Source organism: Gramella sp. KN1008 (genome assembly GCF_004332155.1).
GTDB lineage: Bacteria > Bacteroidota > Bacteroidia > Flavobacteriales > Flavobacteriaceae > Christiangramia.
This window is the reverse complement of sequence record NZ_SJDV01000001.1, coordinates 359,946-385,890: the sequence shown is the minus strand read 5'-3', so window position 1 is coordinate 385,890 and position 25,945 is coordinate 359,946. Positions and strand designations below refer to the sequence as shown.

At 41.9% G+C, this 25,945-nt stretch carries 22 protein-coding genes; all 22 read right to left on the bottom strand.

Annotated features, from left to right (window positions below):
• Position 1 precedes the first annotated feature (1 nt).
• The 22 genes from EZJ28_RS01865 to EZJ28_RS01760 all read right to left on the bottom strand — a co-directional run bounded on the left by EZJ28_RS01865 (position 2) and on the right by EZJ28_RS01760 (position 25,945).
• Positions 2–1,246, bottom strand: a complete 1,245-nt coding sequence (locus tag EZJ28_RS01865) for an ABC transporter permease (RefSeq protein ID WP_131394274.1) — start codon at positions 1,244–1,246, stop codon at positions 2–4.
• Positions 1,239–1,940 carry an ABC transporter ATP-binding protein gene (locus EZJ28_RS01860; RefSeq protein ID WP_131394272.1) on the bottom strand — a complete coding sequence of 234 codons (702 nt, stop codon included), beginning with the start codon at positions 1,938–1,940 and terminating at the stop codon, positions 1,239–1,241. Before EZJ28_RS01860 ends, EZJ28_RS01865 begins: the two co-directional genes overlap by 8 nt.
• 135 nt (positions 1,941–2,075) lie before the next feature.
• Complete coding sequence (locus EZJ28_RS01855) at positions 2,076–2,315, bottom strand: hypothetical protein (protein WP_207388428.1); 240 nt, start codon at positions 2,313–2,315, stop codon at positions 2,076–2,078.
• A gap of 43 nt (positions 2,316–2,358) precedes the next feature.
• Entirely contained in the window at positions 2,359–2,898 is a 540-nt protein-coding gene (locus EZJ28_RS01850) for a DUF420 domain-containing protein (RefSeq protein WP_131394270.1), read from the bottom strand.
• On the bottom strand, positions 2,895–3,629 hold the full coding sequence (locus tag EZJ28_RS01845; protein ID WP_131394268.1) for an SCO family protein: 735 nt from the start codon (positions 3,627–3,629) through the stop codon (positions 2,895–2,897). The genes EZJ28_RS01850 and EZJ28_RS01845 overlap by 4 nt, the downstream gene beginning before the upstream one ends.
• Before the next feature lies 1 nt (position 3,630).
• The gene (locus EZJ28_RS01840; RefSeq protein ID WP_131394266.1) at positions 3,631–4,263 is read right to left on the bottom strand and encodes a hypothetical protein; all 633 of its coding nucleotides are present in this window, start codon (positions 4,261–4,263) and stop codon (positions 3,631–3,633) included.
• An 83-nt stretch (positions 4,264–4,346) separates the two neighbouring features.
• A complete protein-coding gene (locus EZJ28_RS01835; RefSeq protein WP_131394264.1) occupies positions 4,347–4,712 on the bottom strand; it encodes a cytochrome C oxidase subunit IV family protein in 366 nt (121 codons plus the stop codon).
• Between the two features lie 17 nt (positions 4,713–4,729).
• Entirely contained in the window at positions 4,730–5,710 is a 981-nt protein-coding gene (locus tag EZJ28_RS01830) for a cytochrome c oxidase subunit 3 (RefSeq protein WP_131394262.1), read from the bottom strand.
• A 49-nt stretch (positions 5,711–5,759) separates the two neighbouring features.
• Positions 5,760–6,341, bottom strand: a complete 582-nt coding sequence (locus EZJ28_RS01825; protein WP_131394260.1) for a cytochrome c oxidase subunit 3 — start codon at positions 6,339–6,341, stop codon at positions 5,760–5,762.
• Positions 6,332–7,234, bottom strand: coding sequence for a heme o synthase (gene cyoE / locus EZJ28_RS01820; RefSeq protein ID WP_131394258.1), 903 nt, complete (start codon positions 7,232–7,234; stop codon positions 6,332–6,334). Before cyoE ends, EZJ28_RS01825 begins: the two co-directional genes overlap by 10 nt.
• An 87-nt stretch (positions 7,235–7,321) precedes the next feature.
• Positions 7,322–9,439, bottom strand: coding sequence for a gliding motility protein RemB (locus EZJ28_RS01815; RefSeq protein ID WP_131394256.1), 2,118 nt, complete (start codon positions 9,437–9,439; stop codon positions 7,322–7,324).
• Between the two features lie 117 nt (positions 9,440–9,556).
• Complete coding sequence (locus EZJ28_RS01810; RefSeq protein ID WP_131394254.1) at positions 9,557–10,279, bottom strand: energy transducer TonB; 723 nt, start codon at positions 10,277–10,279, stop codon at positions 9,557–9,559.
• Between the two features lie 110 nt (positions 10,280–10,389).
• Positions 10,390–11,103, bottom strand: coding sequence for an energy transducer TonB (locus EZJ28_RS01805; RefSeq protein WP_131394252.1), 714 nt, complete (start codon positions 11,101–11,103; stop codon positions 10,390–10,392).
• A 104-nt stretch (positions 11,104–11,207) separates the two neighbouring features.
• Positions 11,208–11,618 (bottom strand): VanZ family protein, encoded by a 411-nt coding sequence (locus EZJ28_RS01800; RefSeq protein WP_131394250.1) that lies wholly within the window; start codon positions 11,616–11,618, stop codon positions 11,208–11,210.
• On the bottom strand, positions 11,608–11,988 hold the full coding sequence (gcvH, locus tag EZJ28_RS01795; protein ID WP_131394248.1) for a glycine cleavage system protein GcvH: 381 nt from the start codon (positions 11,986–11,988) through the stop codon (positions 11,608–11,610). Before gcvH ends, EZJ28_RS01800 begins: the two co-directional genes overlap by 11 nt.
• Before the next feature lie 61 nt (positions 11,989–12,049).
• The gene (gene sprA, locus EZJ28_RS01790) at positions 12,050–19,207 is read right to left on the bottom strand and encodes a cell surface protein SprA (protein WP_131394246.1); all 7,158 of its coding nucleotides are present in this window, start codon (positions 19,205–19,207) and stop codon (positions 12,050–12,052) included.
• A 5-nt stretch (positions 19,208–19,212) separates the two neighbouring features.
• On the bottom strand, positions 19,213–19,794 hold the full coding sequence (ruvA, locus tag EZJ28_RS01785) for a Holliday junction branch migration protein RuvA (protein WP_131394244.1): 582 nt from the start codon (positions 19,792–19,794) through the stop codon (positions 19,213–19,215).
• Between the two features lie 83 nt (positions 19,795–19,877).
• The gene (locus tag EZJ28_RS01780) at positions 19,878–22,166 is read right to left on the bottom strand and encodes an NADP-dependent malic enzyme (protein ID WP_131394242.1); all 2,289 of its coding nucleotides are present in this window, start codon (positions 22,164–22,166) and stop codon (positions 19,878–19,880) included.
• 101 nt (positions 22,167–22,267) lie between these two features.
• On the bottom strand, positions 22,268–22,885 hold the full coding sequence (locus tag EZJ28_RS01775; protein ID WP_131394240.1) for a hypothetical protein: 618 nt from the start codon (positions 22,883–22,885) through the stop codon (positions 22,268–22,270).
• On the bottom strand, positions 22,869–23,363 hold the full coding sequence (locus tag EZJ28_RS01770; protein ID WP_131394238.1) for an RNA polymerase sigma factor: 495 nt from the start codon (positions 23,361–23,363) through the stop codon (positions 22,869–22,871). Before EZJ28_RS01770 ends, EZJ28_RS01775 begins: the two co-directional genes overlap by 17 nt.
• A 68-nt stretch (positions 23,364–23,431) precedes the next feature.
• Positions 23,432–24,355, bottom strand: coding sequence for a tRNA epoxyqueuosine(34) reductase QueG (gene queG, locus EZJ28_RS01765; protein ID WP_131394236.1), 924 nt, complete (start codon positions 24,353–24,355; stop codon positions 23,432–23,434).
• 261 nt (positions 24,356–24,616) lie between these two features.
• Positions 24,617–25,945 (bottom strand): cytochrome P450, encoded by a 1,329-nt coding sequence (locus EZJ28_RS01760; RefSeq protein ID WP_131394234.1) that lies wholly within the window; start codon positions 25,943–25,945, stop codon positions 24,617–24,619.

Genomic DNA, 25,945 nt, shown 5'->3' with positions numbered 1-25,945 from the left:
ATTATTCGTCTCTTAAAGCGATTATAGGTTTAATTCTCGCTGCTCTCCAGGCCGGGAAGAATCCCGCTAAAGCACCTGCCAGCACAAGAATAAAAACAGTATTAAGGGCAACAGTAAAATTTACCGTGGGATTATAGATGAACTGGGTCTCGATAGCCGGACCAATAAACTCCAGGAGTGTAAGGCTGAAGATTAGGCCAACAAATCCCGCGATGGCAGTTACAAAAATTGATTCGTGCAGTATCATGCCTACAATGGATAGTGGCTGAGCGCCAAGAGCCTTCCGTATCCCGATCTCGCGAGTTCTTTCTTTCACAATGATTAGCATGATATTACTAACACCTACCACGCCTGCTATTATGGTACATACTCCCACACCCCAAAAGAACAATCTTATCATATCCATAAGGCCATAAAACCGTTTGGCCTGTTCCAGACTATTATTGATATTGATCGCCCGGTTATCATCGGGAGCGATGGTATGCCTGTCTTTTAAATATCCTTCCAGCTCCTGGGAAAAAGCGATGGAAGCAGCCACAGCCGCGTCAAAATTTTCTTCAGGTTTAAGGGTAAGGTATAAGCGGCCGATATTATTTGAACCACCCAGCGCCTTTTGTGCCGTAGTGATAGGAATTACCACTCTGGCTTCTTCTCTTTCTCCACCAGGATCGGTGAAAACACCCACAACCTTAAAATTAATCCCTGCCAGTTCAACATATTTACCTATTGGATCTTCATCCTTAAAAAGATCTTTTTTGACCTGATAACCAATAACAACGGTTTTTTCAACATGCTGAATATCGTTGGTATTAATAAATCTTCCCGCAGTAAGACTCATATTCTCGAGGTACTGATAATCCGGAAATACACCATCCATCCGGTAGCTCCCGGACTCCTTTCCATAGGAGACCACGTTGCTCCATACCTGGTAAGTAGAAGAGGTCTTATCCAGCTTATCATTATGTTCCAGGAGGATACGGCTGTAATCTTCATTTTTTAACTGAATACGCCTTCCCGGGTTTAAACCTTTATGCTCTTTAGAAGTGACACCCGGCCATACAAAGATCAGGTTCGAGGCATCCTGTTCAAACTCCCGGGCTATCCCATTTCTCATTCCTTCTCCAATCCCAAGTAATATCACCAAAATGAAGATTCCCGAAGCTACCGAGAGCCCGGTTAGAAACGTGCGTAATTTATTTTTACGTATCGTTTCAAAAATCTCCTCCCACCTGTCAAGATCAAACATTTTCGAAAGCCCTTACCTGTGAAACCTTTGTATCTTCTATAATAACCCCATCTTTAAGATGCACAATTCTCTTGGTCATCTGCGCTATGTCATGTTCGTGGGTCACCACTAAAATGGTACGCCCCTCATCATTGATCTCCTGGATAAGATCCATTACCTCGTATGAGGTGGTGGTATCAAGAGCCCCTGTAGGTTCATCGGCCAGCAGCACTTTGGGATCACTCGCAAGGGCACGGGCGATAGCCACCCTCTGTTTCTGTCCTCCAGAAAGTTCATTAGGATGATGGTGCGCCCAGTCCGCAAGGCCCACCTTTTCGAGATAGTTCATAGCCCTGTCTATGCGCTCAGACCTGGAATGCCCCTGATAATAAAGCGGAAGAGCTACATTATCTAGAGCTGATTTATAGCCGATAAGGTTAAATGACTGAAAAATGAATCCCAGAAACTTATTCCTGTACTTTGCTGCCTGTTTTTCACTAAGGTTCTTTATAGGAACTCCATCTAACACATAAGAACCCTTGTCTGCTTCATCAAGCATTCCAAGAATATTCAGTAAAGTTGATTTCCCAGATCCGGAAGACCCCATAATGGCAACCAGCTCGCCATCTGCGACATTGAAATTGATTCCTTTTAGTACGTGCAACGAGTTTGCACCCATCTTATAGGACTTGTGAAGGTTAGATATTTCAATCATGATTGATGGTTATTATAGAGGAAAATGGTCTCCTATTTAATAAGACTAGAAAAGGAATAAAATGTTACAGTTTGGATGTAAAAACTAGTGAGAGAGAAAGTTAAATTATCGCCCTGAATTTAAAAAAAGGAAGATTCAGGAGGTCTTTTTCTTTTTACGCCTGGACCGGTAAATAAAATATCCCACCCCTCCTATTAGTAGATAAGGAAATATCATGAGGTAAAGGATTCCGTCATTTATGCCTTTGGCAGCACTTTGATCGGCTTCGCTTTCCAACACGGCCCTACACATGGAACACTGCGCTTCTGCCAGGCTGGGCATCAGCATAAGAATCACCAGGAGTACGCCTATATATTTCAGATTTCTCAACTTCATCATCGGGACTTGTTTCAAATTTACTAAATCATCAGTGGTAAAACTAATAATAGGGCATCATAAAAAGGAAAACCAGCACTCCCGTAACAGCAACATACAGCCAGATAGGAAAAGTCCATCTCGCGACTTTTGAATGCTTACTATACTGACCGCTTAATCCTCTATACATGGTAAATAATACCAGAGGAACAATAATTCCCGAAAGAATAATATGACTAATAAGAATAAAGAAATATATATACCTCAATAATCCTTCACCCCCATAAGGAACAGGCTCGTTACTTATTTTAGAAAGCACATAGCTCACCAGAAATATTACCGACAGTCCAAAAGCAGCGATCATGGTATTTCTGTGCAGCAGGTAATTTTCGGCACGCATAAAGAAGTAACCAACAATTAGAAGGATGGCCGTGGCAAAATTGAGTATGGCATGAAACAAGGGAAATGTAATGGTGTCAGCACCAAACATATTATAACGCTCCGGTAGCAACATAAGTACGAGAACGATTACCGGAACGGCTATGGAAAGGCCAATGATCACCGGCACGGCAATTTTATCTGAACTCTTTAATGTGGTTTTCACAGTAACTTCCTTATATCTTCAATTAAAATATCTATCTGAGGTTCCTCTTCTCCGGCAGCAACGCTTTTATTCCTTTCAACAGTGCCTCTATAATAGATCAAAGGATTACCAAAGCTATCCCTTCGCGATCTGATATAGCCTTCCTTATCGACTAGTGCGAACATTCCCTGATGTGCAAAGCCTCCGGCCGCCTCGGCATTCTCACCGGCATAGATACCGAATCCCTTATTTGCAAGTTCATAGATCTTTTCCCGCTCCCCAGTTAACAGATGCCAGTTAGCATGATCTATACCGTAATCTTCCGCATACTTAGCAAGCACTTCAGGTGTATCATGACCGGGGTCTATAGTAAACGAGGCTATTCCAAAATCTTCATTATCATCAAACTCATTCTGGATCTCCACCAGATTTTTATTCATAATAGGGCAAATTGTAGGACAGCTGGTGAAGAAAAATTCAACCAGGTATACCTTGCCAATATAATCTTCATTAGAAATAGTATCACCGGCCTGGTTTATAAACTTAAATTGCGGTGCTTTCTTTTTTTCACCGTCCAGTACAATATAAGCCAGTTCTTCTCCTGATTTTTTCTCAGAACCTTTTTTCTTCATATTCAAACGGTCACTGGAAACCACTTCATCTTCACTAATGCGATCTATGATCTTCGGAATAAATATGATCCCGAAAATGAGAATCACAAGTGAAATGCCTACATATGAATAATTCTTCATCTTATTTATCTTTATTCCTCTTCAGTGCAAGTCGGTATTCGGCCAGAATGATTTTCACATCATCATTCATCTTATTACTAAGCTCAGCCACATCCCTGGAATCATACCCATATAACTTACCTTCCTTCTCATCGTCCCTTCCTCTTAATTTCGCCTCTTTGTCGATGATAAAAACGTAAGGAGTATACGCATTCCCGTCAAGCTGATGCGGAGTATTCATACTCTCAAATACTTCCTGGATTCTATCCTTTGTTGAATAGGCAATCTTCCATTTAAAGGACTCGCTTATCTTGCCAAATTCCTCCACATAGTTTTCAGTATCATCACGGGCAGCTTCGGGAAGAATAAGCACAAACTGAAAATCATTAAAATCATAATATTTCTCGAGTATCTTCTGATCCAGATTAAAGGTATTCCCCTTGATCTTTTCTAGATCTGAACCAAAGAAAGCAACAACACTAATATTGTCCCTGAAAGAGATAACACTATCTGAATTAGTCTCAAAATCTTCAATATCCCTAACATTCTCGGTCAATACAGGGAGCCGGGCAAAATTGTTCTTTCCAGAAGCAAAAAACAGATATGCCGTAATAGGTAAAGCGAAGAGGATCCCAAGGACCAGAAACTTTTTCATAACAGAAAACCCGTTTTACAAAGGGCTACAAAAATAAAAAGACGGTTTCACAAAACCGCCTTTTCCTATTCTTTTAACTTTTGTTAGAAATCCCAGGCCATATGCCCGCCTTTATATACTTCGTAGATATAATTTCCTTCAGTAAGTAAAATAAAGATCAGGTATGAGATAAGGAATACCCCAGTCCATACAATTGCTCTTCTAAGTCCTTTGGTCTCATGCTCAAGATGCATGAAAGCCCAGGCTATATAATAAGCCTTATACAGTGTAAGGATTATGAATATCCAGTTTAGCAGCCTCATCGCAAGAAGATATGTCTGCGTAAGGAACTCTGGCTTAATGATTCCCAGTATAACTTCAATGATAGTTACTACTGAAAGTATTGCAAAAACTATCCAGATCCTTTTGGTTGCTGAACCGTGATCGTTATGTGTTGTATCGTGAGCCATAATTTTTTATTTCAGAATTAAACCAGGTAAAAGAATGTAAATACAAATACCCAAACAAGGTCTACAAAGTGCCAGTACAATCCAACTTTTTCCACCATTTCATAACTCCCGCGGCGCTCATAAGTACCAATGATCACATTGAAGAATATAATGATATTGATAAGCACTCCCGATAATACGTGGAAACCGTGGAAACCAGTTATAAAGAAAAAGAAATCTGCGAATAACGGGTGCCCATATTCATTCTCAACAAGATTTGCTCCTTCTACGATACCTATCCCATCATTATTCAGGGCAGCAATAGACTCTTCTCTGGAAAGAACTGTCTTTTCACCATTTTCTGTTAGTATCTGAGTTCTGATAAGAACATTCTCATTCTGCATGAACCCGGCCTTTACCTCTTCAAGACTATAGCTTGGAAGATCGCTACCGCTCTCAAACCAAACCCCGGTATTACTCTCATGTTCAACTCTTTCACCCTGAATTGGAATTGCCACATCAGAGAGGGCTACTCTTTCGCCCTCTGTATCAACAAACTGAAGGATATTACCTCCAGTAGTTTTTACCGCACCATAATCACCTTTAATGAATGTGTTCCACTCCCAGGCCTGTGAACCAAGGAAAACAAGACCTCCAAGGATAGTAAGGAACATATAAAAAGTCACTTTTCCTTTCTTCATATGGTGACCTGCGTCTACAGCCAATACCATAGTTACCGATGAAAAGATCAGGATAAAGGTCATCAGCGCCACATAATACATCGGAGCTTCTACGCCATGTAAAAATGGAAAGTGAGTAAAGACCTCATCGGCAATCGGCCATGAGTCAATAAATTTAAATCTTGAAAAACCATAAGCGGCAAGGAATCCTGAAAATGTTAAAGCATCAGAAAGAATGAAGAACCACATCATCATCTTTCCGTAGCTTGCTTTTAGTGGCTCATTACCACCACCCCAGGTTTTTCCTTCTGTGCCTGTTCTAACAACAGTAGCCTCCATAGAAGTGTTTTAATGTTAATTAAAGGATGTGCAAAAATAAGTAATTTTATTATCTAAAGAAATATAAAAAGAAAATCAGGTATAACCAGAGGATATCCACGAAGTGCCAGAAAGTCGCACCCAGCTCGAATCCAAGCATTTGCCCCTTATGGTATCGTTGTTTAAAATGGTTATAAATTAATACCAAAAGCACTATTATACCTATGGCAAGGTGGGCCAGGTGGACCAAAACCAGCACATAAATGAACGAAGTGGTGATGGTACTTTCGCTTCCCGTAAAGTAATAACCCTGCTGAATGATCTCTGAAAAACTGTAGTACTGAAATACCACGAACAGGATCGCCAGGATAAGCGTACCTATAAGAAAAGCGGTTGCATTTTTCCTGTTTCCTGCTTTAATACTCTGCTTGCTTAACAGCAGGGTACCACTGCTGGCGATGATAACAAGCGTACTCCACAAAAAGGATAGTGGTAACTGGAAATCTGTAAGCCAGTCGGGCCTGTTCTTACTTACTACATAAGCACTGGTAAGTCCCGCGAAGGTCATTGCCATACTTATAATCCCGAACCAGAGCATCATTTTTTTTGCTCTGCCATGTTTTTTTTCGTTAGATCCTTGAGTTAAATCCATTGTCTTATAAATTTATCCAGTACATATACTATTTGAAGCAGCGTGATATAAGAAACACTTGCGAACATTAATTGTTTAGCAGCTTCAGCTGTTCGTTGCTGAAATAATCTCACCGCATAATAAAGCATTCCCAGCCCCAGAATCAAAATGATCACCCCGGAGACAGGAGTTAAAAACAACTTTCCAGTGACCCCGAAAACAGGGATAAGTGACACCAGAATGGTCCAACACGTATAGAGTATGATCTGTATTGCCGTTCCGCGATCACGTTTTCCCGTAGGCAACATAAAGAAACCACCCTTTTTATAGTCCTCATACAACCACCAGCTAATAGCCCAGAAGTGAGGGAACTGCCAGAAGAACTGTATCATGAATAAGGTACCGGGTTCAATACTGAACTTACCTGTGGCCGCTACCCAACCCAGCATGAATGGGATGGCTCCCGGGAAAGCCCCTACAAAGACCGACAATGGCGTTTTTGTCTTAAGTGGCGTATAAATACTCACATATAAAAAGATACTTATCGCCCCAAACATTGCAGTCTTGGGATTTATCACATATAATACAATAAGTCCCACTACAGTAAAGACACTCGCAATGCTAAAGGCCACGGGCACCGACATTCTTCCCGCAGGAAGTGGACGGTTCCTGGTACGATCCATCAAGGCATCAAGATTACGCTCAATGATCTGATTATAGGCATTGGAAGCTCCAACCATAAGATAACCTCCTATAGCCAGCAAGGTCACTATCACAAAATCGATATTGTCGGCTCCCAGAAAGTAGCCTGCTACCGATGAAAAGACTACACTGATCGCGAGTCTCATCTTGGTTATTTCCTTAAAATCTGACAGGATTGAAGCGCCGGAACTATGTACGCGAGTGTTGCTCAAAAAGCTATTTTTTAACTGGCGCAAAGATACTCCTTAATTAGGTTTTAGCAAGAAAGGTAATATGTTAATTTTCAAGGCTCAAAAATCCTAATAATCAAAATACCAGTTAAAGATATCAGTGCGTAATCCAAAGTTCACCCATACGGTGGAATTTTCAAAATTAGCCGGGGTATTGACCTGAGGATTGAAATCCCTATAAATGAAGCTGGCAAACAACTTTAAATTGGTGGTTGGATTTACTATATAACCCGCTTCCAGCTCACTGTATAATGAATTGGTAGTATTCCCCTGCCCGATCTCTACACCTGTCTCCAGAGGCCGGTCCACTTCGGTTCGGTAAATATTCTGCCCGTAATTGGATTTAGATCCAAAATTGCTAAAATCGAAACCGCGTTTACCATAAATAAATTTGGCATTCCCGTACCATCGATCATATTTATATCTGGCGATCCCTATAAATTCCCTGAAATTAGCTCCCCAAAGATGAGCCATTGACTGGTTGTTGTGCCCGTAATTAAGAGTTATGGAGTTATGGGAATAAGTGTACGGCCTCACCTGATTATATTCCGCCTGCAAATAAAGGTTTTCCACATTGAAGGCATCAAAATATTTCAATCCCAGCTGAAACCCAAGTTTATTTTTCCAGCTACCTTCACCACCAAATACATCGGTTGAAGAGAATTCGTCAATAAGCCACTGGCCATAGGTATACATCTTATTGGAGAATTTATATTTTCCCGTAAGACCTATTATGGCATTACCACCGTCAGCCCCGGTTGCAAATTCTATAGCCCGATAAAAGATTACAGGATTCAGATAATTAATATCGAAACCACGATCATTATCATTTTCCCACATCACCGATTCGAAGAATCCAAGATTGAGACGCTTGGTAACATTCCAGCTCAAATAATGGTTTGCTATATATTTTGTCCTGAAAGAACCACTATTTACAACTGCCGGTCTAACGTCCCGCAATGACATCCAGGTATTGGTATATTTAATCTTCCAGAAACTGGTATTCAGCTTAAGATAAGGATAAGGTGTAGGATTATCACTCAAAAGCAATGACCTGTATCCATCACCAATGAAATTGTCTCCGTGTCCAAACTGGATATTCAGGAAATCGGCCGGTGTAAAAGAAAGATAACCTTCGGCCACGGGATAATCATAACCCTCATCCATAAATGTCTTTGCGATCCCCCGCCCAGGCACTATGGCAGGATCACCACCAGCAGGCCTTATGGATTCAGCATAACGATTATAATATTCGGCGAACCTGCCCTGACTCTCATATATTACCGAATAGAAATTGAACTTTTCACCGAGCCCTCCCTGCACTATGAATTCCCTTCCGTTATTATAAGTGAACTCATGATCCTGCTGTTCAAAATCTTTTCCGATCTGAAGATCAAAACCTGCATCTAAGGTAAACCAGTAATCCTCGGTCTGAAACCTTACCAGATGTTCATTCCATAATTTTCTTCCAGCCCAGGTAGTTCTGTCTTGCAACATCTCGTCACGATGAGACTTAAAGTCGTAATACGGATTTACTTCAGCAAACCTTAGTGGTTTTGAAGCTGAATGTGTATTGGTCCCTATCCTGTTAAATTCCGCATCGAACCTGCTATAGAATTCATGGGAAAGCGGGATGTTTATTTCACTGCTATAACGCGGACTCCTAAAATCATCAGATTGTATGCTATCATATTCATCAAGATAGCTTAGGCTTTCAACCTCCTCTTCTTCGGTTTTAAGCTCTATCTCATCAGCCTCATCTATCTCCTCAACTACTACATTTCTATTGAGTGGAATCCTTAATGGTAACTTGAATTGCATATGAATGGGTCTTCCATTATAGGTAGCAGGACTTATAACCGGGAGCAATTCAAATACACGTCTTATTTCGTCTTTTAACTCATCGTAAGCAGCATCAAGATAGATAAGCTGAAACTTACCTTCTTCGTCAACTTCAAAAATGATGGTTAACTGCCCTGTGTAATTTTCCTGACGGACTATTTCGGGCAATTCAAAATTAGCATTGATAAATGTGATAAGAGTACTATTGAAGCAATCTGCCTGACGACTGTACTCAACATCGCCGCAATCTTTAAATTCAGGATAGACTTCCGAAGATATATTGGCATCCTGGGCGGTTAACTGGAAACTTAAAAATAATAAAGGAAGAAGTAAACTATACTTCATACGCTTAGGGGGCCTATTGTTTGATGAATGTAATATACATTTTTTCCAGCAGGCAATTTACATAAAATAAAAAATCCCGGCCAATGCCGGGATTTGAAAATATCTTTATAAGAAATATTAATCCTGAACCTTAAAGGCGATAGGAAGAGAGTACATTACCCCAACCGGTTTACCACGCTGCTTACCTGGCTTCATCTTAGGCAGACTGTTGATAACCCTCGCAGCTTCCTGCTCAAGTCTTGGGTGCGGAGCACGTGCTCTCACCTGACCAATATTACCTTTTTCATCAATTCTGAACTGTACAATTACCCTGTTAATTCCTGTAAGACCAAGTTCAGCACCAAGATCGGTATCGAATTCCTTATTCACATACGCACTGATCTTTTCACTCATACATTTCTTACGCTCGTCGTTGTTTCTTTTGTTCTCACAACCAGGGAAGATTGGCACATCCTCAATAACCGCAAACGGAACGTCTTCTACCTCCTCTTCTACAGGAGCCTCAACAACCTCTTCCACCTCAACGATCTCGTCCAGATTGGTTTCGGTAGACTGAATTTCGTCCTCTTCTACTTCTTCTTCATCTTCCACTACCTCGATCACTTCTGGTGCCGGTGGTGGTGGCGGCGGTGGTGGCGGAGTGTTTTGCATTTCAGTAATTGGCACATCCTCTTCATCAAGAGCGTCCATGTTTACTTGTCCTATATCTATCTGCTCAGGATCATAAGTCTTCCACTCAATTGCCTGCCAGGTAAGAAACAGAACTACGATAAGACCAAGCTGCAAAAAGAGAACACTATTTCTCGTCAAGTCAGCTTTTGGGTTTTTCTTCGGTTCCATAATGCGTAATATTGTTAAGGGTTGCTAAAATAAAGATTTTTTCTAAAAAATTAAATTTATCTGCGATAATCAGTGATTAAAAGCTCAGTATTTTTATAAAGCGGTCATTCTCAGTCCTGAACTTTGAATCGAATTGGGATCACAAAAGAAACCGGCACCGGTTTTCCTCTTTGTTTCCCGGGTTGCATAACAGGCAATAATTTGATTACTCGCTCAGCTTCTTTTTCAAGCCCTGGGTGGGGAGCCCGGGTCCTGATCTGCTCCACTTCCCCCTTCATGTTCACCACGAACATAATAACCACAAGATTCGTACCACTAAGACCTAATTTTTCGCCTAACCCTGTATTGAATTCCTTCCTTACAAACTGGTTTATCCCAGAGCTCATACATTTTTTCCTGTCCTTATTATCAGAAAAACCTTCACAACCCGGAAAAACGGGCACATCTTCGATAAATTCAAAAGGAATATCCACCGGCTCCTCAATATCTTCCGGCTCCTCAATTTCTGAGGGTTTTACCAGATCGTTCAGATCGATCTCGGTAGGTGCGACATCATCTTCTTCTATCTTCTTATCATCCGGGACCTCCTTTATAATATGGACCACTGGTTTTGGAGGGGTTGGAATTTCCGGAAGCACCGTTACCGGAGGTGTTTCTTCTACAATATCATCATAAATAAAATCAGGATTGAGTATTTCCTGATTATCATAGGTCTTCCACTGGAAGGCCTGAAGGGTCAAAAAAAGTACTAGAATGAGTCCGATCTGGAGAAACAGGACCCATCGCCGACGAAGGTCGGCTTTCGGGTTTTTCTTGGGTTTCATCTGATGCGATGGTTTTAAATCTTACAGATGCAATTGCCGCAAATATTGACAGTATAATGAAATGCCAACAACGGCTCATTTCATAATAAGATTAGTTAATCAGGCTAATAATTTAGCTTGGAAACTTTCTGTTTTAATCTTTTCACTGTCGGCGCCATGACCATAAAAAGCAAAACAGCCAGTACTATACCAGTAGAATTGGCCAGAACATCCCACCAATCGGGCGTTCTGTAACTGGTTAGGGCTCCCTGCAAGACCTCAATTAACATACCAAATACAAAACAGGCGAATGCCACCCACAACAAATTAGATGTATACCTCTTAAAATCAGGTTTTTGTAACACCAGATAACTCTTCCACAAGAAGGCTAAAAACAAATATGCTCCGGCATGGAGCATTTTGTCTGTAGGATCAAAGCCGGCAACACTTACCTTAAAGTCCATTACAATAAGAGAAAAGTAGGTAATGGCACTAGTATAGAGCAGCGCGGCAAGAAGTAATATCTTAGCTACCAATTACTTCCTTATATTCATCTGCCGATAACAGGCCTTCAACTTCAGAAGCATCTGAAAGCTTCACCTTTATCATCCATCCTTCACCATAAGGATCGTTGTTCACTTTTTCGGGTTCATCTTCAAGGCTATCGTTAAAGTCGATGATCTCACCCGACACCGGCATGTAAAGATCAGACACTGTCTTTACCGCTTCAACGGTTCCGAATACTTCCTCTTTTTCAAGAGTTTCATCAAGTGTTTCTACCTCAACATATACGATATCCCCAAGCTCACCCTGGGCAAAATCTGTAACTCCTATGGTTGCGGTATCACCTTCAATCTTAACCCACTCGTGGTCTTTTGTGTACTTTAGTTCTTGTGGAATGTTCATAGTATAGTATTATAAGACCGCAAAGTTAGTTTTTTAGCGGAATTGTTCAAATAAGCCCCCGTTAATTTCCGAAATTATATATCAAAGTGATTCCCGACCTGATAGTGGTTTGAGGAAATGCCGTGGAAACCGCATATTCTGAAAAACTATGATCATAATAGAATCTCGCGGTAAGGTTTCGTGTCAGACCGTAATCTGCCGTAAAATTTATGGCCCAGATATCCTGACCCGAGATGGTCTGGTTATTCTGAAGATCCAGATAACGAACTATTGTACGGTTCTTCCGGTAGGAAACATCAGCCTTAAAATTAAGGTCGCTGCTCAGGATTCGGTTCCTGCCACCAAGACTGGTTGCGATCTTAAGATCTTTCAGCCTGTAACCTAGCCCCACAGTATATTCGTTCCCGCTATACTCAGTTAAGAGATTATTATCAAAGCTAAAAGCCAGTGATCGGTCTTTTTCCAGCTGGGCAAGCACCTGAATATTCCCTTTGGTTTCAAAATCTATACGCGCCAATGGGGTAAAGAGTTCGGTAAGTACCACATTCGAATAAAGAATGGGATTCTTAAAATCACCTGCCTGGTTCAGTTCTTCGGGATTTTCAGGATCATAATCCAGGTTGGTCTGGAACTGGTTGAGTGTATAATCTGATCTGTAACCATGATTTATCGAGAACCTTCTGAATTTATCCCTGAACCAGGCCAACCTCATCAGGCCGGTATATTTTACATTCCAGTTTGGCAACGGTGTGTCCCTGAAAGGACCTAATTTCACACTACCCGCATCTTTCCCGGAATAAGCCGAAATAAATGCCGGAAGCAGGACCGCCTGATTCGATCTACCGATCCCTCTTGGATAACCATCTTCACCAACATCATTAGGATCAAGGCCTCTTTCTGCAGCTAACCTTCTGGCGATCTCCAGCCTGTTCTCCCTGAAGGTCTGGAAGGTCTCTGAACTGGTTTCGGTTGACTGGTTGAAAGCTGTTTTTATGAGTATGGTGGAAATATTGAAATTCCCATAAGTGTAAGGTGTGAGAGGCTGATATTCCAGCGTCACAGGATCCACCTTATAATTTTCAGAATAATTTTCAGCATAGTTCTTTCTACCGATAAGCTCTATGGTTAGATCTGGCAGAAAATCCAGTGTAGCCTGGGCATCCAGCTGTTCGTTCTCTACAGAACTATATTGCTGGTTAAAGTTCTGATAAAGGGTAAGCCAGCCTCTTTCGGCAGCCATAAATCTTATCTCATCCTGAAACCCAAAAGTAAAGGCGGCGCTAGGCCTGAAAGTGCCCATAAAGCCTACACTCTGGGTATAACCCGGAAGGTATATTCCACGGCTGTTACGATAATTGACCTGTAAACTCTTGACTCCGGTAACAATATTTACAAAAGTATTATAGCCTTTATTTGCTTTTTGTCGGGGCTCACTTTCATCCTCCTGGTTATCCTCTTCAGATGGTGGACCAAGAGTTGGAACCCCACGACTTCTTTCTCGTATACTCTTACCTGTATTCTCCGACTTTTTCTCAACCAGCCCCACATAATTATAGAGGTCCTGCATGTTAAGATTAGCGTTGATCTGGTGGGTATTGGAATTCTGAACACTGTTACCCAGATCCGGGATCCCTTCCAACTGGTCAAAAATCTGTGAACCTCTTTGCCACTGGAAATCTCCGGTATAGGAATATGTCGCCTTAATGAAACGCACTACAGGAATCTTCTCGAAAGGAACCTGATAATTCACCTGCAGGGTCTGATAATGCTGATTAGGCTCGCCTATATTGAAGAAGTCGCTCCAAAGACCAATACTGTTATCGGCAAACCCCTCTTCATCTATATAATTTCTAATGATCCTGTTATTACTGGCATTGAAAGCAAAACTTAAGGATCTGGTGAGATTATAATTGATCCCATACTGCCAGTCGAATAAATAATTTCTCTGGTAAAGCGTTGGTATCCCAATATCATTATCACTTAATTCAAGCGACCTGAACTTTTGCTGATTATACTGCCTGAAGATATTGGAACTTGCATTTATATTGGAAGGCAGATAATTGAAATTGAAATCCCTCAACAGTGCGAAATAATCACTGCTATCCAGAACAGTGATCTTCTTAAGAGGTTCCACCGATTTTTCCGGGAAATTGAACTCGTAGGTTCCCCCCACCCGAATACTCTGGTCCAGACTTTCCTCCACTTCAAAATCGCGATGATTGATCTGGTTATAGGAAGTAGAAAAAGCAAAGTTCTCTATATCGTAAGGCATTGGTTTCTTATCTCCAACCCGCTCCTTTCGTAATCCTATTACATTCACACTTTCCCGCTTTGTGTATGACTGAGATTGTTTCTTAACCGCATCCCTTTCATCGGTATCAACTATATTTTCCAGTCTTGTATCAAGTTCAACATCCAAGAACTCCTGATCGTATTTAGGAGTTATAAGTTCTTCACCCCTGCTATAATTCACCGGGATCTTCACCCCCCATTTCTGCGGAAGCAGCTGTCCCATATTCACGTTGGTGACCACATCATATTGCTGAAGGTCTTCCCGGCTTCTCTGGTTTGGCCCCTGTTCTATACTTCCAAAGCCAACGGTACTTCTTCTACCAGTAGCCGAAATATTAGCAAAATCGGCAAGGTTACTATCCATGCTTACAACTCCGGCCCAGCCACCTTCATTCTTAAGATCGGAAAGTCTTAGTTCGTTGAACCATACCTCCCCGCAAAGGTCGGTTACTCCATCTACCCGGGTACCGTTTTTCACACCCAGCATTAAAAGCCTGATATTTCCAAAACTCGGATTTCCTTTTACCCCAAGCCTTAACTGGCCCATATCATAGGGAGCTTCAGCATCTATCTGTGCAAGCTCTTCAGTAAAGAAGTTCAGCTCTGTGGATATTAATGAAGGGTCTCCTAAAACAGCCGTTTTGATCTGCTGCAGAAGGTCCAGTTGCAGATTAAGGCGGTTCACCTCAGGCCAGATTTCTTCTGGTGTGGAAGATCCAAATAAGCTTGGAGATAACGGGATCTCGATCTGGTAGAAATTATCACTAAAATCGGTTCCCATCCTGATGAATGCCACTAACTGACCGTCCTTAAGCGGTTGACGGTTCACCAGCGATTCAGCATGCAGGAACATCTCCAGGTTTTCATACTGACGCATATCTATCTGGAAATTCTTATAAACAGCTCTTGCATCCTGAGGCTCAAGACCACAGGTTCTCAAGGAAAGGGACTGCTCATTCTGCCTGATATTGGTATTATTCTCGTAAAGCTCTTCCCGCACTACTCCCGGAGGCAACACATATGGAATGGGTTGTCGGTTCTCGTTCTCTTCAATATTAACCGCGTTCACCTCAAAAAGTGTGTTAGGGTTCTGCGGCCTGCCCTCATCCTCAAACAGACTTTGGGTATATCGCCTGTAATCCCCCCTCACAAGATCCATGGTTCCAAACCTCAACAAGGTCGGATCCTGAAAATCGGAAAGATACATCCTGATAAAACGTATAGACCTGAAATCGGCAATTCCACCAATAGCCTCGGTTGGTTCAAAAATAGGAACCTTGAACTGAATCCATCTCACAGGAAGTTGCTGCCCGTTTCTGAGCGTTGTGGTTATTTCTTTAACATCGGTTATATATTGGTTATTATCGATGTTCATCCCGGGAAAGAAAGGCACCTCATACTCAAAATAACTATTGATAGTATTCATGGTGTTATCCCGGTTAATATCTTCGGTAGTCGGCAGGGTGGTATTCCCCCTGTTGGTATCGGTCACCTGTGTTGGGGAGTTGCCCTGGGTACCGTTATAATTTCTGTATCGTTGAAGTATATTTCCTTCGGTATTCAGGAAATACTCATAGTTATCGGCAGACGGATCTGGCAGACCGGCAAAATCACTGAATCTTGCCGCTTCTTCAGCATCAAGAATACCGTCATACCCCGCATCCTGGCGTGTTCTTGCATCACCTTCAGTATCAAACGCATAAATCAGGGACTGATCGGCAGGCACATCACCAAAAGAAGTACTAATGATATTTGCCTCTCCTTCCCCTTCAGGAAGTCCGTTTTCATATTGCTTACGCCCATCTTTCAGGACATCCTCCGAAATATTACCCAGGTTAAAATTGATAGTTCCTCCCTGGCTACCGGAATTCTCAGGATAGATATAGGGGTCCATCACCCAGAACTGGATGTATTCCACGTTGGATTGCTCAAAATTCGTGGTATTGATCGAGCGCATGATACCTCCAAAGTTGTCCTTAGGGTTTGGCAGAGTATTGGTTCCTGCCGCCGCCGGGTTATAATTGAACGGCCCTCGCTCCTCCGGGTTGTATGCTACGTCCATGGTATATACAACCTGCGGCTGCCCCTGTACCACATCGGTATTCGGGAAGATCTCATTAAGGGCAACACGCCTTGCTGCATAGGTTGAAATATCCGAATCACTGATCCCGTCAGGTCGCCTGTTGCTATAAAAGATCGGGTCAATTGTATACCAGGCCATTTTTGCCCTCTTATACCCAACATTAAGATCGCCGTTAGGAAGCTCGCCGCCAAAGCCAATAGGCACACTGGAAAGTTCCCAGCTCAGCGGATTGTTGATATCTATCGAAGTTTGCGACCCCTCAAAATCATCTATATAGGTTGTCGCCTTCCCATCAAAGTCGTTCGTGCCAGGTGCCCCGGGAATGAGGTAAGCGAATTCACCCCTTACCGATACATTGGATTTTACATCGGTATCTATATTTGGCAATTTATTCACCAGTCTAGTTAGAAAAGGAACTTCAGTACTATAATTCAGATTAAGCCCCAGGATTGTATTGTTTATAGGCTCGTAACTGTAGTTCGCCTTTTGTGTTAGCGGGCGCTCCTTAAGATTGATAAAAGTACCACCAATAAGAAAGTTCTCATTGAACTGGTGTTCTACATTAATACCTGTGAAGCGCTTGGTCTGCTGACCGAACAGGGCATTGTTCTCTGTATTTACCTGAATGGGAATATCAGAAGCCAGAAGGGCCTCATCCAGGATCTGCACCCTTCCCAATTCATAGTTCACTACGTAATCTACGCCTTCCTGTAGTATCCTTCCTCCGGCAGTCACTGTGACCGAACCCGGTGGTAAATTGAATCCGATAGGAATTCCCTCCACTTCGGCCGATTTATAACGACCTTTTAACTGGAATTTGTTCTTATCTGCCTCTTCCTGCTCTGCCTGAGTTTTAGTAGTACGATACATCGCCCGGAACACATATTTCTGCTGATTCTCATTCCAGGTTTCGGGAATCGTATAATCTTCAGTGCCCGTATTTGGTGTTTCGTCAAGTTTATCAAAAAGGTGCCTTCCGAAAGGTTCAACGGTGGTAAAGATGATATTTCCGTTCTGGGGATCAATAGTGATCTGCGGCACATAATCAAAGAACCCGTCTCCGCCATTTATAGGATCGTTATTGGTATTTAGCTGGTCAAGCCTGAAAACTCTCAGAAGCGGCGTTTCCAATACATCTGCGGGCAGCGTGGTCCCTTCAGCAGGTTTTATATAGTTAAGTGGCTGCGGATCGGTATACAGGATATTCATCCTGAAATCTTCACGCTCCAGCTGATAGGCACCAAGGCTGTAGATATTTTTCATCATCAGGTCCCAGATAGGCTCACTTACATTGGTAATGGTACTCTTAAGCAACTTCACCACCAGGTTCTGATTGGCCCTGGGGTTAGAACCCGTATCTGGCGCCTGATCGGGATTACTGGTAGTTGAATTCACTCCATCATTCGCGAATTCACCCACCTGGTATACTTCTCCATTGATCGTATACTGAAACGCTACCGCAAGAACCTCATCATTACTTAGTCTCTGGTTAAGCGAAATATATCCTAACTGGGTATTTACGGTATATTCATTCGGCTTAAGTTGCCTGGCATTTTCGAGTTTCGCGTAATCTGTCCCTTCGGAAACAGTTACTCCTCCAAAGCCGCTTTCAACGGTCGCAATATCGCGAATGGCCGGTGTTAGTATCGATTCCTCTGGGCCGGTAATGCCAAAAGGATTAAAATCATTGTTACGGTTATCGGGAAAAGCTCCTGCCGGCTGATTGAAAAATCCTCCCGGAGGGTTATCCAGCCCTATGTTTCCCGGAACATTTGTTTCTCCAAGATCCTGGATCGCGACAATATTCCTGGTATCGGTAAGATTCTGAATATTATTAGTACGGTTAGTGATCCACACCTGGATCCTCTTAATCTGGATATTGGAATTTATAAAAGGATAATTCCTTAATGCCTCATCATAATTATCACGAAAGTAATGCGAAAGAAAAAAGTGCCTATCCTGATCATAATCCAGGGCGAATTTTTCAAATTCCTCTACCGTGGCTCCACCTTCCACATTCACCGTTCTTCTTTCTGATTTCTGTTCAGAAAAAACTCCGGTAATTCGGGTCTTACCAAACTGAAGTTCAGTCTTGAAGCCAAAAAGGCTCTGGGCACCCTGAATAAGCGCATTATTGAGAGGCATGTTCACATTACCTACCTCGATCTTCTGAACAATGTCATCTTCATTGGGAGTATATTCCAGTTTTAACTGATTTTGAAAATCGAAGGTAGACTCGGTATCATAATTTGCGGTCACCTGCAGGCGTTCTCCAATTTGTCCAAGCAGACTCAGACTTATACGCTGGTCAAAATCAAAGGAAAGGTTCCTTCTATTTCTTGGTGAAAATGCCGGATTATCCTGTTTGGTGAACAGCAATCCAAGATCCATTTCTACAGAACCCTGGGGTACTATATTAATTTCGGTGCCGCCAAAAATGGTCTCGAAGAAATTATTGTTTACATAGAAATCTGGGAGCAGATCTCGCTGAATGTCTTCCGAACCTTCTTTCCTGCCTGTAAGAGCGTCATTCTTGAGTTTGAAATAATTACGCATTTCCTCCGCCAGCACCAGGTCTTCAAATTCCTGGGGAGTAAGAACCAGTGGCAGGCCCAGATTTATATCTCCAAGGCTTTCCTTATAGAAGTAACGGTCTAGAATAGGGTCATATTCATATTTAGCCTGAATGCTCTCGGGATCGGGAAGACTTATATCTCCCAGGGCATAACCGGTCGCCGTGGTATCCTGCGGCGTTTCCTGAGCCACAGAATCCAGCGAAAATACCAGTAATATCAGGAAAGCAAGGCGTACCGGTACAGACAATTTAAGGTAGTTGTTCCTCAATTTACTTACAGCTTTTTAAGAGCCAGTTTTATAATAGATTCTACGGTAGATTCGGGATCTTCTTTGAGGATCTTATCCACAACCTTACCTGCCTGGCGCCGGTTATAACCTAAGATCTCTAAAGCTGATAACGCTTCTTCATTGTTAGTATTGTTTTGGGAGACGAAAACTTCGTCATCGCCAAGGACTTTTAGAACCTTGTCTTTCAGATCTAAAATCACCCTTTGGGCCGTCTTTGCACCAATTCCCTTCACGCTCTGAATGGTAGGCACATCACCGGTGGCAATAGCTTCAGCAACTTCCTTTGGATGAAGGGACGAAAGCATGGTACGGGCTGTGCTCGTACCCACTCCGGAAACTGAAATGAGTAATTTGAATATCTCTCTTTCAGACTTTTCAACAAAACCATACAGAGTATGAGAATCTTCCTTTACCTGCAGATAAGTATATAAACTTAGCGCTTCAGAATCCGGAATTAAAGAATAGGTGTGTAGTGAAATATTAACCAGGTATCCAACTCCATTGCAGTCTATAACAACATACGTTGGATTTTTTTCAACTAATTGCCCCTTTAAATGATGAATCATGGAAAAACTTGTGTTCTAACCCAAAAGTAGTAAAATAAAACCAAGGCGGAAATCCACCGCCCTACAATTGGTAGGGCGGCAGCTTATTTTTTAATCCTTTTTTCCTTTTCCTGAGCATCCACAACTGCTACCGCAGCCATATTCACCATTTCCTCCACACTGGCACCAAGTTGTAAAATATGCACGGGTTTATTCATTCCCATCATTATAGGCCCTATGGAATCTACATCATTGAGCTCCTTTATAAGTTTATAGGTGCTGTTTGCCGAATCCAGATCTGGATAAATTAGCGTGTTCACCTTTTTTCCAGCGAGTTTCGAGAAAGGAAACTTGCTCTGAAGCATCTCACGGTTCAAAGCAAAATCTGTTTGCAGTTCACCATCTACTTTCAGTTCCGGATGAAACCTGTGCAGATAGGATACGGCTTCTTTTACTTTCTTAGCCTTGGGGTCTTTTGAAGAACCAAAATTGGCATACGATATCATGGCGATGACCGGATCCATCCCGAACAACTGTACCACCCTGGCGGTCATCTGCGCAATCTTGGCAAGATCCTTGGCAGGCGGATCTATATTTATTGAAGTATCACTAATGAATAATGGGCCGCGAGAGGTATTCATCACATTGGTAGCAGCTACCCGGGTAACCCCTTTGGCCATACCAATGAGTTCCAGCATAGGCTTTACAACGGTTGGATAAGCCCTGGAATAACCGGAAAGAAGCGCGTCGGCATCCCCTGTGTTTACCATCATAGCCGCAAAGTAGTTGCGTTCACGCATTAATTTCTGAGCATCATATTTGGTAACTCCGTTTCTATGGCGTGTTTCCCAGTACTTTTGAGCATAAATCCTTCTGTGTTCTTCCTCTTCATCAGATTTTGAATCGATAATAGCCACATCATCCTCCTCAAAATCAATCTCGGCCATCAATTCTTTTATCACTTCCCTTCTACCAAGAAGTATAGGAATACCAATTCCTTCATCTCTTACTATCTGTGCCGCTTTAAGCACATCAAGATGGTCAGCTTCTGCAAAGACCACTCGTTTTGGATTAGTCTTGGCGCGGTTAATAAGCAGACGGGTGATCTTGTTATCGTTACCCATGCGCTCCAGAAGTTCCTCTTCATATTTCTCCCAGTCCTGAATATTCTGCCTGGCCACCCCGCTTTCCATAGCCGCTTTGGCTACAGCCGGAGGAACCTTGGCAATAAGCCGCGGATCAAAGGGCTTCGGAATAATATAGTCCGGACCGAAATTAAGTTTGGTTTCCCCGTATGCGATATTCACCTGTTCAGGAACCGCTTCCTTGGCAAGCTCGGCCAGAGCTTTTACCGCTGCCATCTTCATTTCTTCATTGATCTTGGTAGCGCGTACATCCAGCGCTCCGCGGAAAATGAACGGAAAACCGAGTACATTGTTCACCTGGTTTGGATGATCACTCCGACCTGTAGCCATGATAATATCCTTCCTGGTCTCCATGGCCAGTTCATAATCGATTTCCGGATTTGGATTCGCCATTGCAAAGACTATAGGTTTCTTAGCCATAGTCTTCAGCATTTCGGGAGATACGATATTCGCTATGGAAAGACCTACAAAAACATCGGCATTTTTCATTGCCTCCTCCAGTGTATCGATCTTTCTTGCCGTGGCGAATTCGGCCTTTTCTTCTGAAAGATTATCCCGGTCCTTTCTAATAACGCCTTTACTATCCAGCATGACGATATTTTCAGCCTTAGCTCCAAATGCCTTATACAGCTTGGTACAGGAAACAGCCGCGGCACCGGCACCACTCACAACGATCTTCACCTTTTCGATCTTCTTTTTTGCAAGTTCCAAGGCATTCAGAAGGGCGGCTGCAGAAATAATAGCCGTCCCGTGCTGGTCATCGTGCATAACAGGGATATCCAGTTCAGCCTTTAAGCGTTGTTCGATCTCAAAAGCTTCAGGGGCCTTGATATCTTCCAGGTTAATCCCTCCAAAAGTGGGAGCAATGTTTTTAACTGTTTCTATAAACTTGTCTACATCTTTGGTATCAACTTCAATATCGAAAACATCGATATCGGCAAATATCTTGAAGAGAAGACCTTTTCCTTCCATCACCGGCTTGGACGCTTCAGGGCCTATATCGCCGAGACCAAGAACTGCTGTTCCATTTGATATAACTGCTACCAGATTGCCCTTGGTAGTATACTTATAAGCATTCTCCTTATCCTTCTCTATTTCCAGACATGGTTCTGCCACGCCCGGTGAATAGGCCAGAGAAAGATCTCGTTGAGTTGCATATTTTTTGGTGGGTACTATCTGAATTTTTCCTGGTTTCGGTTTAGCATGATAAACCAAAGCCTCTCTTCGCTTTCTGGAAGTATTACTCATAATTCAATTATTTGGCTGACAAACAAAGGTAGTAAGCTTTAGCTTTTTCAGGTAAATAATTAGGAAATAGTTTCAAACCTAATTTTTCCCAATTTGAAGTTTCAACTTCTGCTGTTCCCAGCCAAATCTTCCATATCACTTATTATTCCCTTTAGACGGGTAAATAGACTAGAATACAAAATATGGGTGCTCAACCTATAGCTCAGTATTCCAAGACCAGACAGACTTATAGCCGCCAGTACCAGGATAAGTAATTGAACACTAACCTCAAATTCGAGAAAACTTATCCATATAGGAGTATCCTTAAAATACATCCAGCATGCTGGCAGGATTAATATTGGTAAACCAATCCCCAGTAACCATGTATAATATCGCTGCATATTCTTTAATTGAGAATAGTATCCAACTATATATTTATAAGTGTTTGAAGTAACCCGTAACTCATCGAGTTGCCTAAGCTTTCTTCTGTTCAGAAAGAATAGTAACATGAATATCATTCCAAAATAGATACCTAAGATAAATTGCCCCATAAGAATAAATCCTACGGCAAAAACTACCGCTATCGGAATCAGGCTAATATTATCTTTCTTTGAAGTGGATCTAATCCTTTCAATAAGCATTTTAGACTTGCGATCATATAAATTTCTCACTACGGGTACTTTAAAGCTTTTTTCTGAATCAAAGTCCTCTTTCCATATGTTTTCAATAGATCTTTCCATCGAGTAATTTTTTTAGTTTTTTCTTAATTCGAGCAATTCTAACGCCTATATTATTTGATGATAAGCCCATTATATGGGCAATTTCCTGATAAGATTTTTCTTCCAGATATAATAGTATAATAGCCCTGTCTGTTGCTGAAAGTTGTTTGATCGCCAGATATAGTAATTTCATGGATTCATTACTAAAGACACTTTCTTGCTGCTGCCCGGTTGATACGACATCAACCAACTCAACCTTATTTTTATTTATTTTTTTATCCTTCCTTAGCAAGGATAAACAGACATTCAAAGAAATTCGATATACCCAGGTAGACCACTTAGAATCCCCTTTGAAGTTTTTTCTACTTCTCCATAATTGCAGACAGATCTCCTGGTAATAATCCTGAAAGTCTTCTTCTGTATCGGTGTATGCTCTACATATTTTAATAATGATACCGGCATAGGGCAAAATGAACTGTTTATAGAAATCTTTACTCAAATCTTCTTTTATCTGGTTAGTGACAGAAAAGACCGTTTATTACACCGCTTTTGGAAAAACTATGAAAATCAGTGTTTCAGGAAAGCAATATTCCTCTTAAGCCCTTCATATTTAGTCCTTTTAACAGCAGATTTCCTAAAGATCTCATTGAAAGTTTCACGGGTGATCTCTTCCCAATCTGACTTTTCATATTCAAGCAGGGATGGATGTGGATTAAAAAGTGGCTCATTATGCGGTTTGGAAAAACGGTTCCATGGACACACGTCCTGACACACATCACATCCAAACATCCAGTCATCAAAACTGTTTTTATAGGAATCCGGCAATTCATCCTTTAGTTCGATTGTAAAATAAGAAATGCATTTGCTGCCATCTACCTTATAAGGCTCATAGATTGCGTTGGTTGGACAGGCATCGATACAGGCGGTACAGCTTCCGCAATGATCCGTTACCGGAGTGTCATATTCCAGCTCGAGATCCACTATAAGTTCGGCAATGAAATAAAAACTCCCGGTTTGCTTTGTAAGCAAATTCGAATTTTTTCCTATCCAGCCAAGTCCGCTTTTAGCTGCCCAGGCCTTATCCAGAACCGGGGCTGAATCTACAAAAGCACGACCATGAAATTCTCCAATTTCTTCCTGAAGGCCAGAAAGTAGCTGCTTCAACTTATCCTTGACCACAAAATGATAATCCCTCCCGTAAGCATATTTACTGATCTTATAGGAATCCTTATTCTGAAATTCGTGAGGATAATAATTGAACAAAAGAGAGATAACGCTTTTAGATCCGGGCACCAGTTTGGTAGGGTCCAGGCGCTTATCGAAATAATTTTCCATGTAGCGCATTTCGCCATGCCTGTTTTGCTCAAGCCATTTTTCGAGTCGGGGAGCTTCTTCTTCAAGGAATTCAGCTTTGGAAATGCCACAGGAAAGAAATCCAAGGCGTTTGGCTTCGCTTTTTATTAAGTCTGTATAGTGCCGTTTATTATCCACGGCTCAAATCTAATATTTTTTATCTGGATTAAGCGGAGCAAGAGGTTCATGCGTTATCTTCTAACTATAAAAGAAGTTAATATTGTTTTTATAATAAAAGGTTTACAGTTAGAATACCAGCTAGGCGATGGATACAATCAGGGAATATCGATAAGGGCGGAATTTTATGTGAACGTGATACCAGCACTACGCACAGAATGTAATAATCGATTAAAAGATAAATATAGGAAAGCACTCAATTTCCCAGGCAAGATAAATTCTCTACTCCCTTTCCTGAAACCTCAGCACTGCATTGTTTGGTTTTAAGGTAATTAGTGGTTTAAGCTCTATTTCTGAAGATACCGGCAGGATCTTATAACGAAGAATTAGCTCCTGCACCGCTATGATCATTTCGAACATCGCAAAATTATTCCCTATACATTTACGCGGGCCCGCTCCAAATGGGAAGTATTGTGAAGAATACTGCCTGCCGCCATCTTTAAATCGTTCTGGTTTAAATTCATCAGGAGCGTCCCAAAGCTCTGGGTGACGATGAATCTCATAGACCGAAAAAAGGAGGTTTGAGCCTGGCTCGAATTGCATTCCCTGGAATTCATCCTGCTCCAGGTTTACCCGATCAATAAAATAGGCCGGCGGATATAGCCGCATCCCTTCTTCAATTACTTGTTGTGCGATTGGCGAAGAAGTTACTATCTCCATCAATTCTTTAGCCTTATTCGAATTACATTCTCCCAGAATTCGTTGTTGCCATTCCGGATGATGGGCAAGCAACTGACTTATAAAACTCAGTGCATTTGATGTTGTTTCATGGCCGGCTACGAACAGGATCAGGATCTCGTCTATAAGCTGCTCGTCATCCATAAAACTACCATCGTCATATTTAGCCTCCAGCAGCATATCCAGAAGATCGCCATATCTTTTTGAGCTTGCTTTTCGTTCATTCACGATCCCTTTTAAAATTCGTCTAGATTCGGCAGTAAGTTCCAGGTATTTATCGATCTTCCCGCTGGCCCTGAACCACCATCTCAAGTAGGGCTGCCTGAGTTCCCTCACCAGCATTTTCTGGGCTGCTTCAGTTATATACTGTAACCTGTTGATGTCTTCCTGACTAGCTGCCGAACTGAAAAGCGACTTAACAACAACCTGGAATGCCAGGTCATTGAAAATGGGAAAAATATCGATGGCCTTTCCTGCCTCAATCTTCTCAAATTCAGCAAGAATGGCTGTTCGAATACTTCCAAGAAGATTTTGTAATTGCTTCTTATGAAATGCAGGTTGAATGAGTTTACGCTGCTTCTTCCAGTGTTCTCCTTCCGAAGTGAGCAATCCGTGCCCGACATATTTCGATAGATCCTTTGTTTGTATTTCGGTTTTTGTATAGTTGCGCTGATTCTTCTGAAGAACATATTCCAGTAAACCCGCATCTCTGGAAAAGATAACCGAATTGGCAAATCCTATATTCAACCTGAAGGTATCACCTTTGGTTTCAAAGTTCCTATGATGAAAAGGCAGCGGATTCTTAACAATATTAGTAGAATGCCTCAAAAACCGAATTAGTGAAACTTCCGGGATGTTTTTAGAGTCGCTCAT

What these genes read in the sequence shown, in the direction of transcription:
- EZJ28_RS01865 (WP_131394274.1), bottom strand. Translation starts at nt 1,246, where the DNA reads ATGTTTGATCTTGACAGGTGGGAGGAGATTTTTGAAACGATACGTAAA.
- EZJ28_RS01860 (WP_131394272.1), bottom strand. Translation starts at nt 1,940, where the DNA reads ATGATTGAAATATCTAACCTTCACAAGTCCTATAAGATGGGTGCAAAC.
- EZJ28_RS01855 (WP_207388428.1), bottom strand. Translation starts at nt 2,315, where the DNA reads ATGAAGTTGAGAAATCTGAAATATATAGGCGTACTCCTGGTGATTCTT.
- EZJ28_RS01845 (WP_131394268.1), bottom strand. Translation starts at nt 3,629, where the DNA reads ATGAAGAATTATTCATATGTAGGCATTTCACTTGTGATTCTCATTTTC.
- EZJ28_RS01840 (WP_131394266.1), bottom strand. Translation starts at nt 4,263, where the DNA reads ATGAAAAAGTTTCTGGTCCTTGGGATCCTCTTCGCTTTACCTATTACG.
- EZJ28_RS01835 (WP_131394264.1), bottom strand. Translation starts at nt 4,712, where the DNA reads ATGGCTCACGATACAACACATAACGATCACGGTTCAGCAACCAAAAGG.
- EZJ28_RS01830 (WP_131394262.1), bottom strand. Translation starts at nt 5,710, where the DNA reads ATGGAGGCTACTGTTGTTAGAACAGGCACAGAAGGAAAAACCTGGGGT.
- EZJ28_RS01825 (WP_131394260.1), bottom strand. Translation starts at nt 6,341, where the DNA reads ATGGATTTAACTCAAGGATCTAACGAAAAAAAACATGGCAGAGCAAAA.
- EZJ28_RS01815 (WP_131394256.1), bottom strand. Translation starts at nt 9,439, where the DNA reads ATGAAGTATAGTTTACTTCTTCCTTTATTATTTTTAAGTTTCCAGTTA.
- EZJ28_RS01810 (WP_131394254.1), bottom strand. Translation starts at nt 10,279, where the DNA reads ATGGAACCGAAGAAAAACCCAAAAGCTGACTTGACGAGAAATAGTGTT.
- EZJ28_RS01805 (WP_131394252.1), bottom strand. Translation starts at nt 11,103, where the DNA reads ATGAAACCCAAGAAAAACCCGAAAGCCGACCTTCGTCGGCGATGGGTC.
- gcvH (WP_131394248.1), bottom strand. Translation starts at nt 11,988, where the DNA reads ATGAACATTCCACAAGAACTAAAGTACACAAAAGACCACGAGTGGGTT.
- ruvA (WP_131394244.1), bottom strand. Translation starts at nt 19,794, where the DNA reads ATGATTCATCATTTAAAGGGGCAATTAGTTGAAAAAAATCCAACGTAT.
- EZJ28_RS01780 (WP_131394242.1), bottom strand. Translation starts at nt 22,166, where the DNA reads ATGAGTAATACTTCCAGAAAGCGAAGAGAGGCTTTGGTTTATCATGCT.
- EZJ28_RS01775 (WP_131394240.1), bottom strand. Translation starts at nt 22,885, where the DNA reads ATGGAAAGATCTATTGAAAACATATGGAAAGAGGACTTTGATTCAGAA.
- EZJ28_RS01760 (WP_131394234.1), bottom strand. Translation starts at nt 25,945, where the DNA reads ATGAGCGACTCTAAAAACATCCCGGAAGTTTCACTAATTCGGTTTTTG.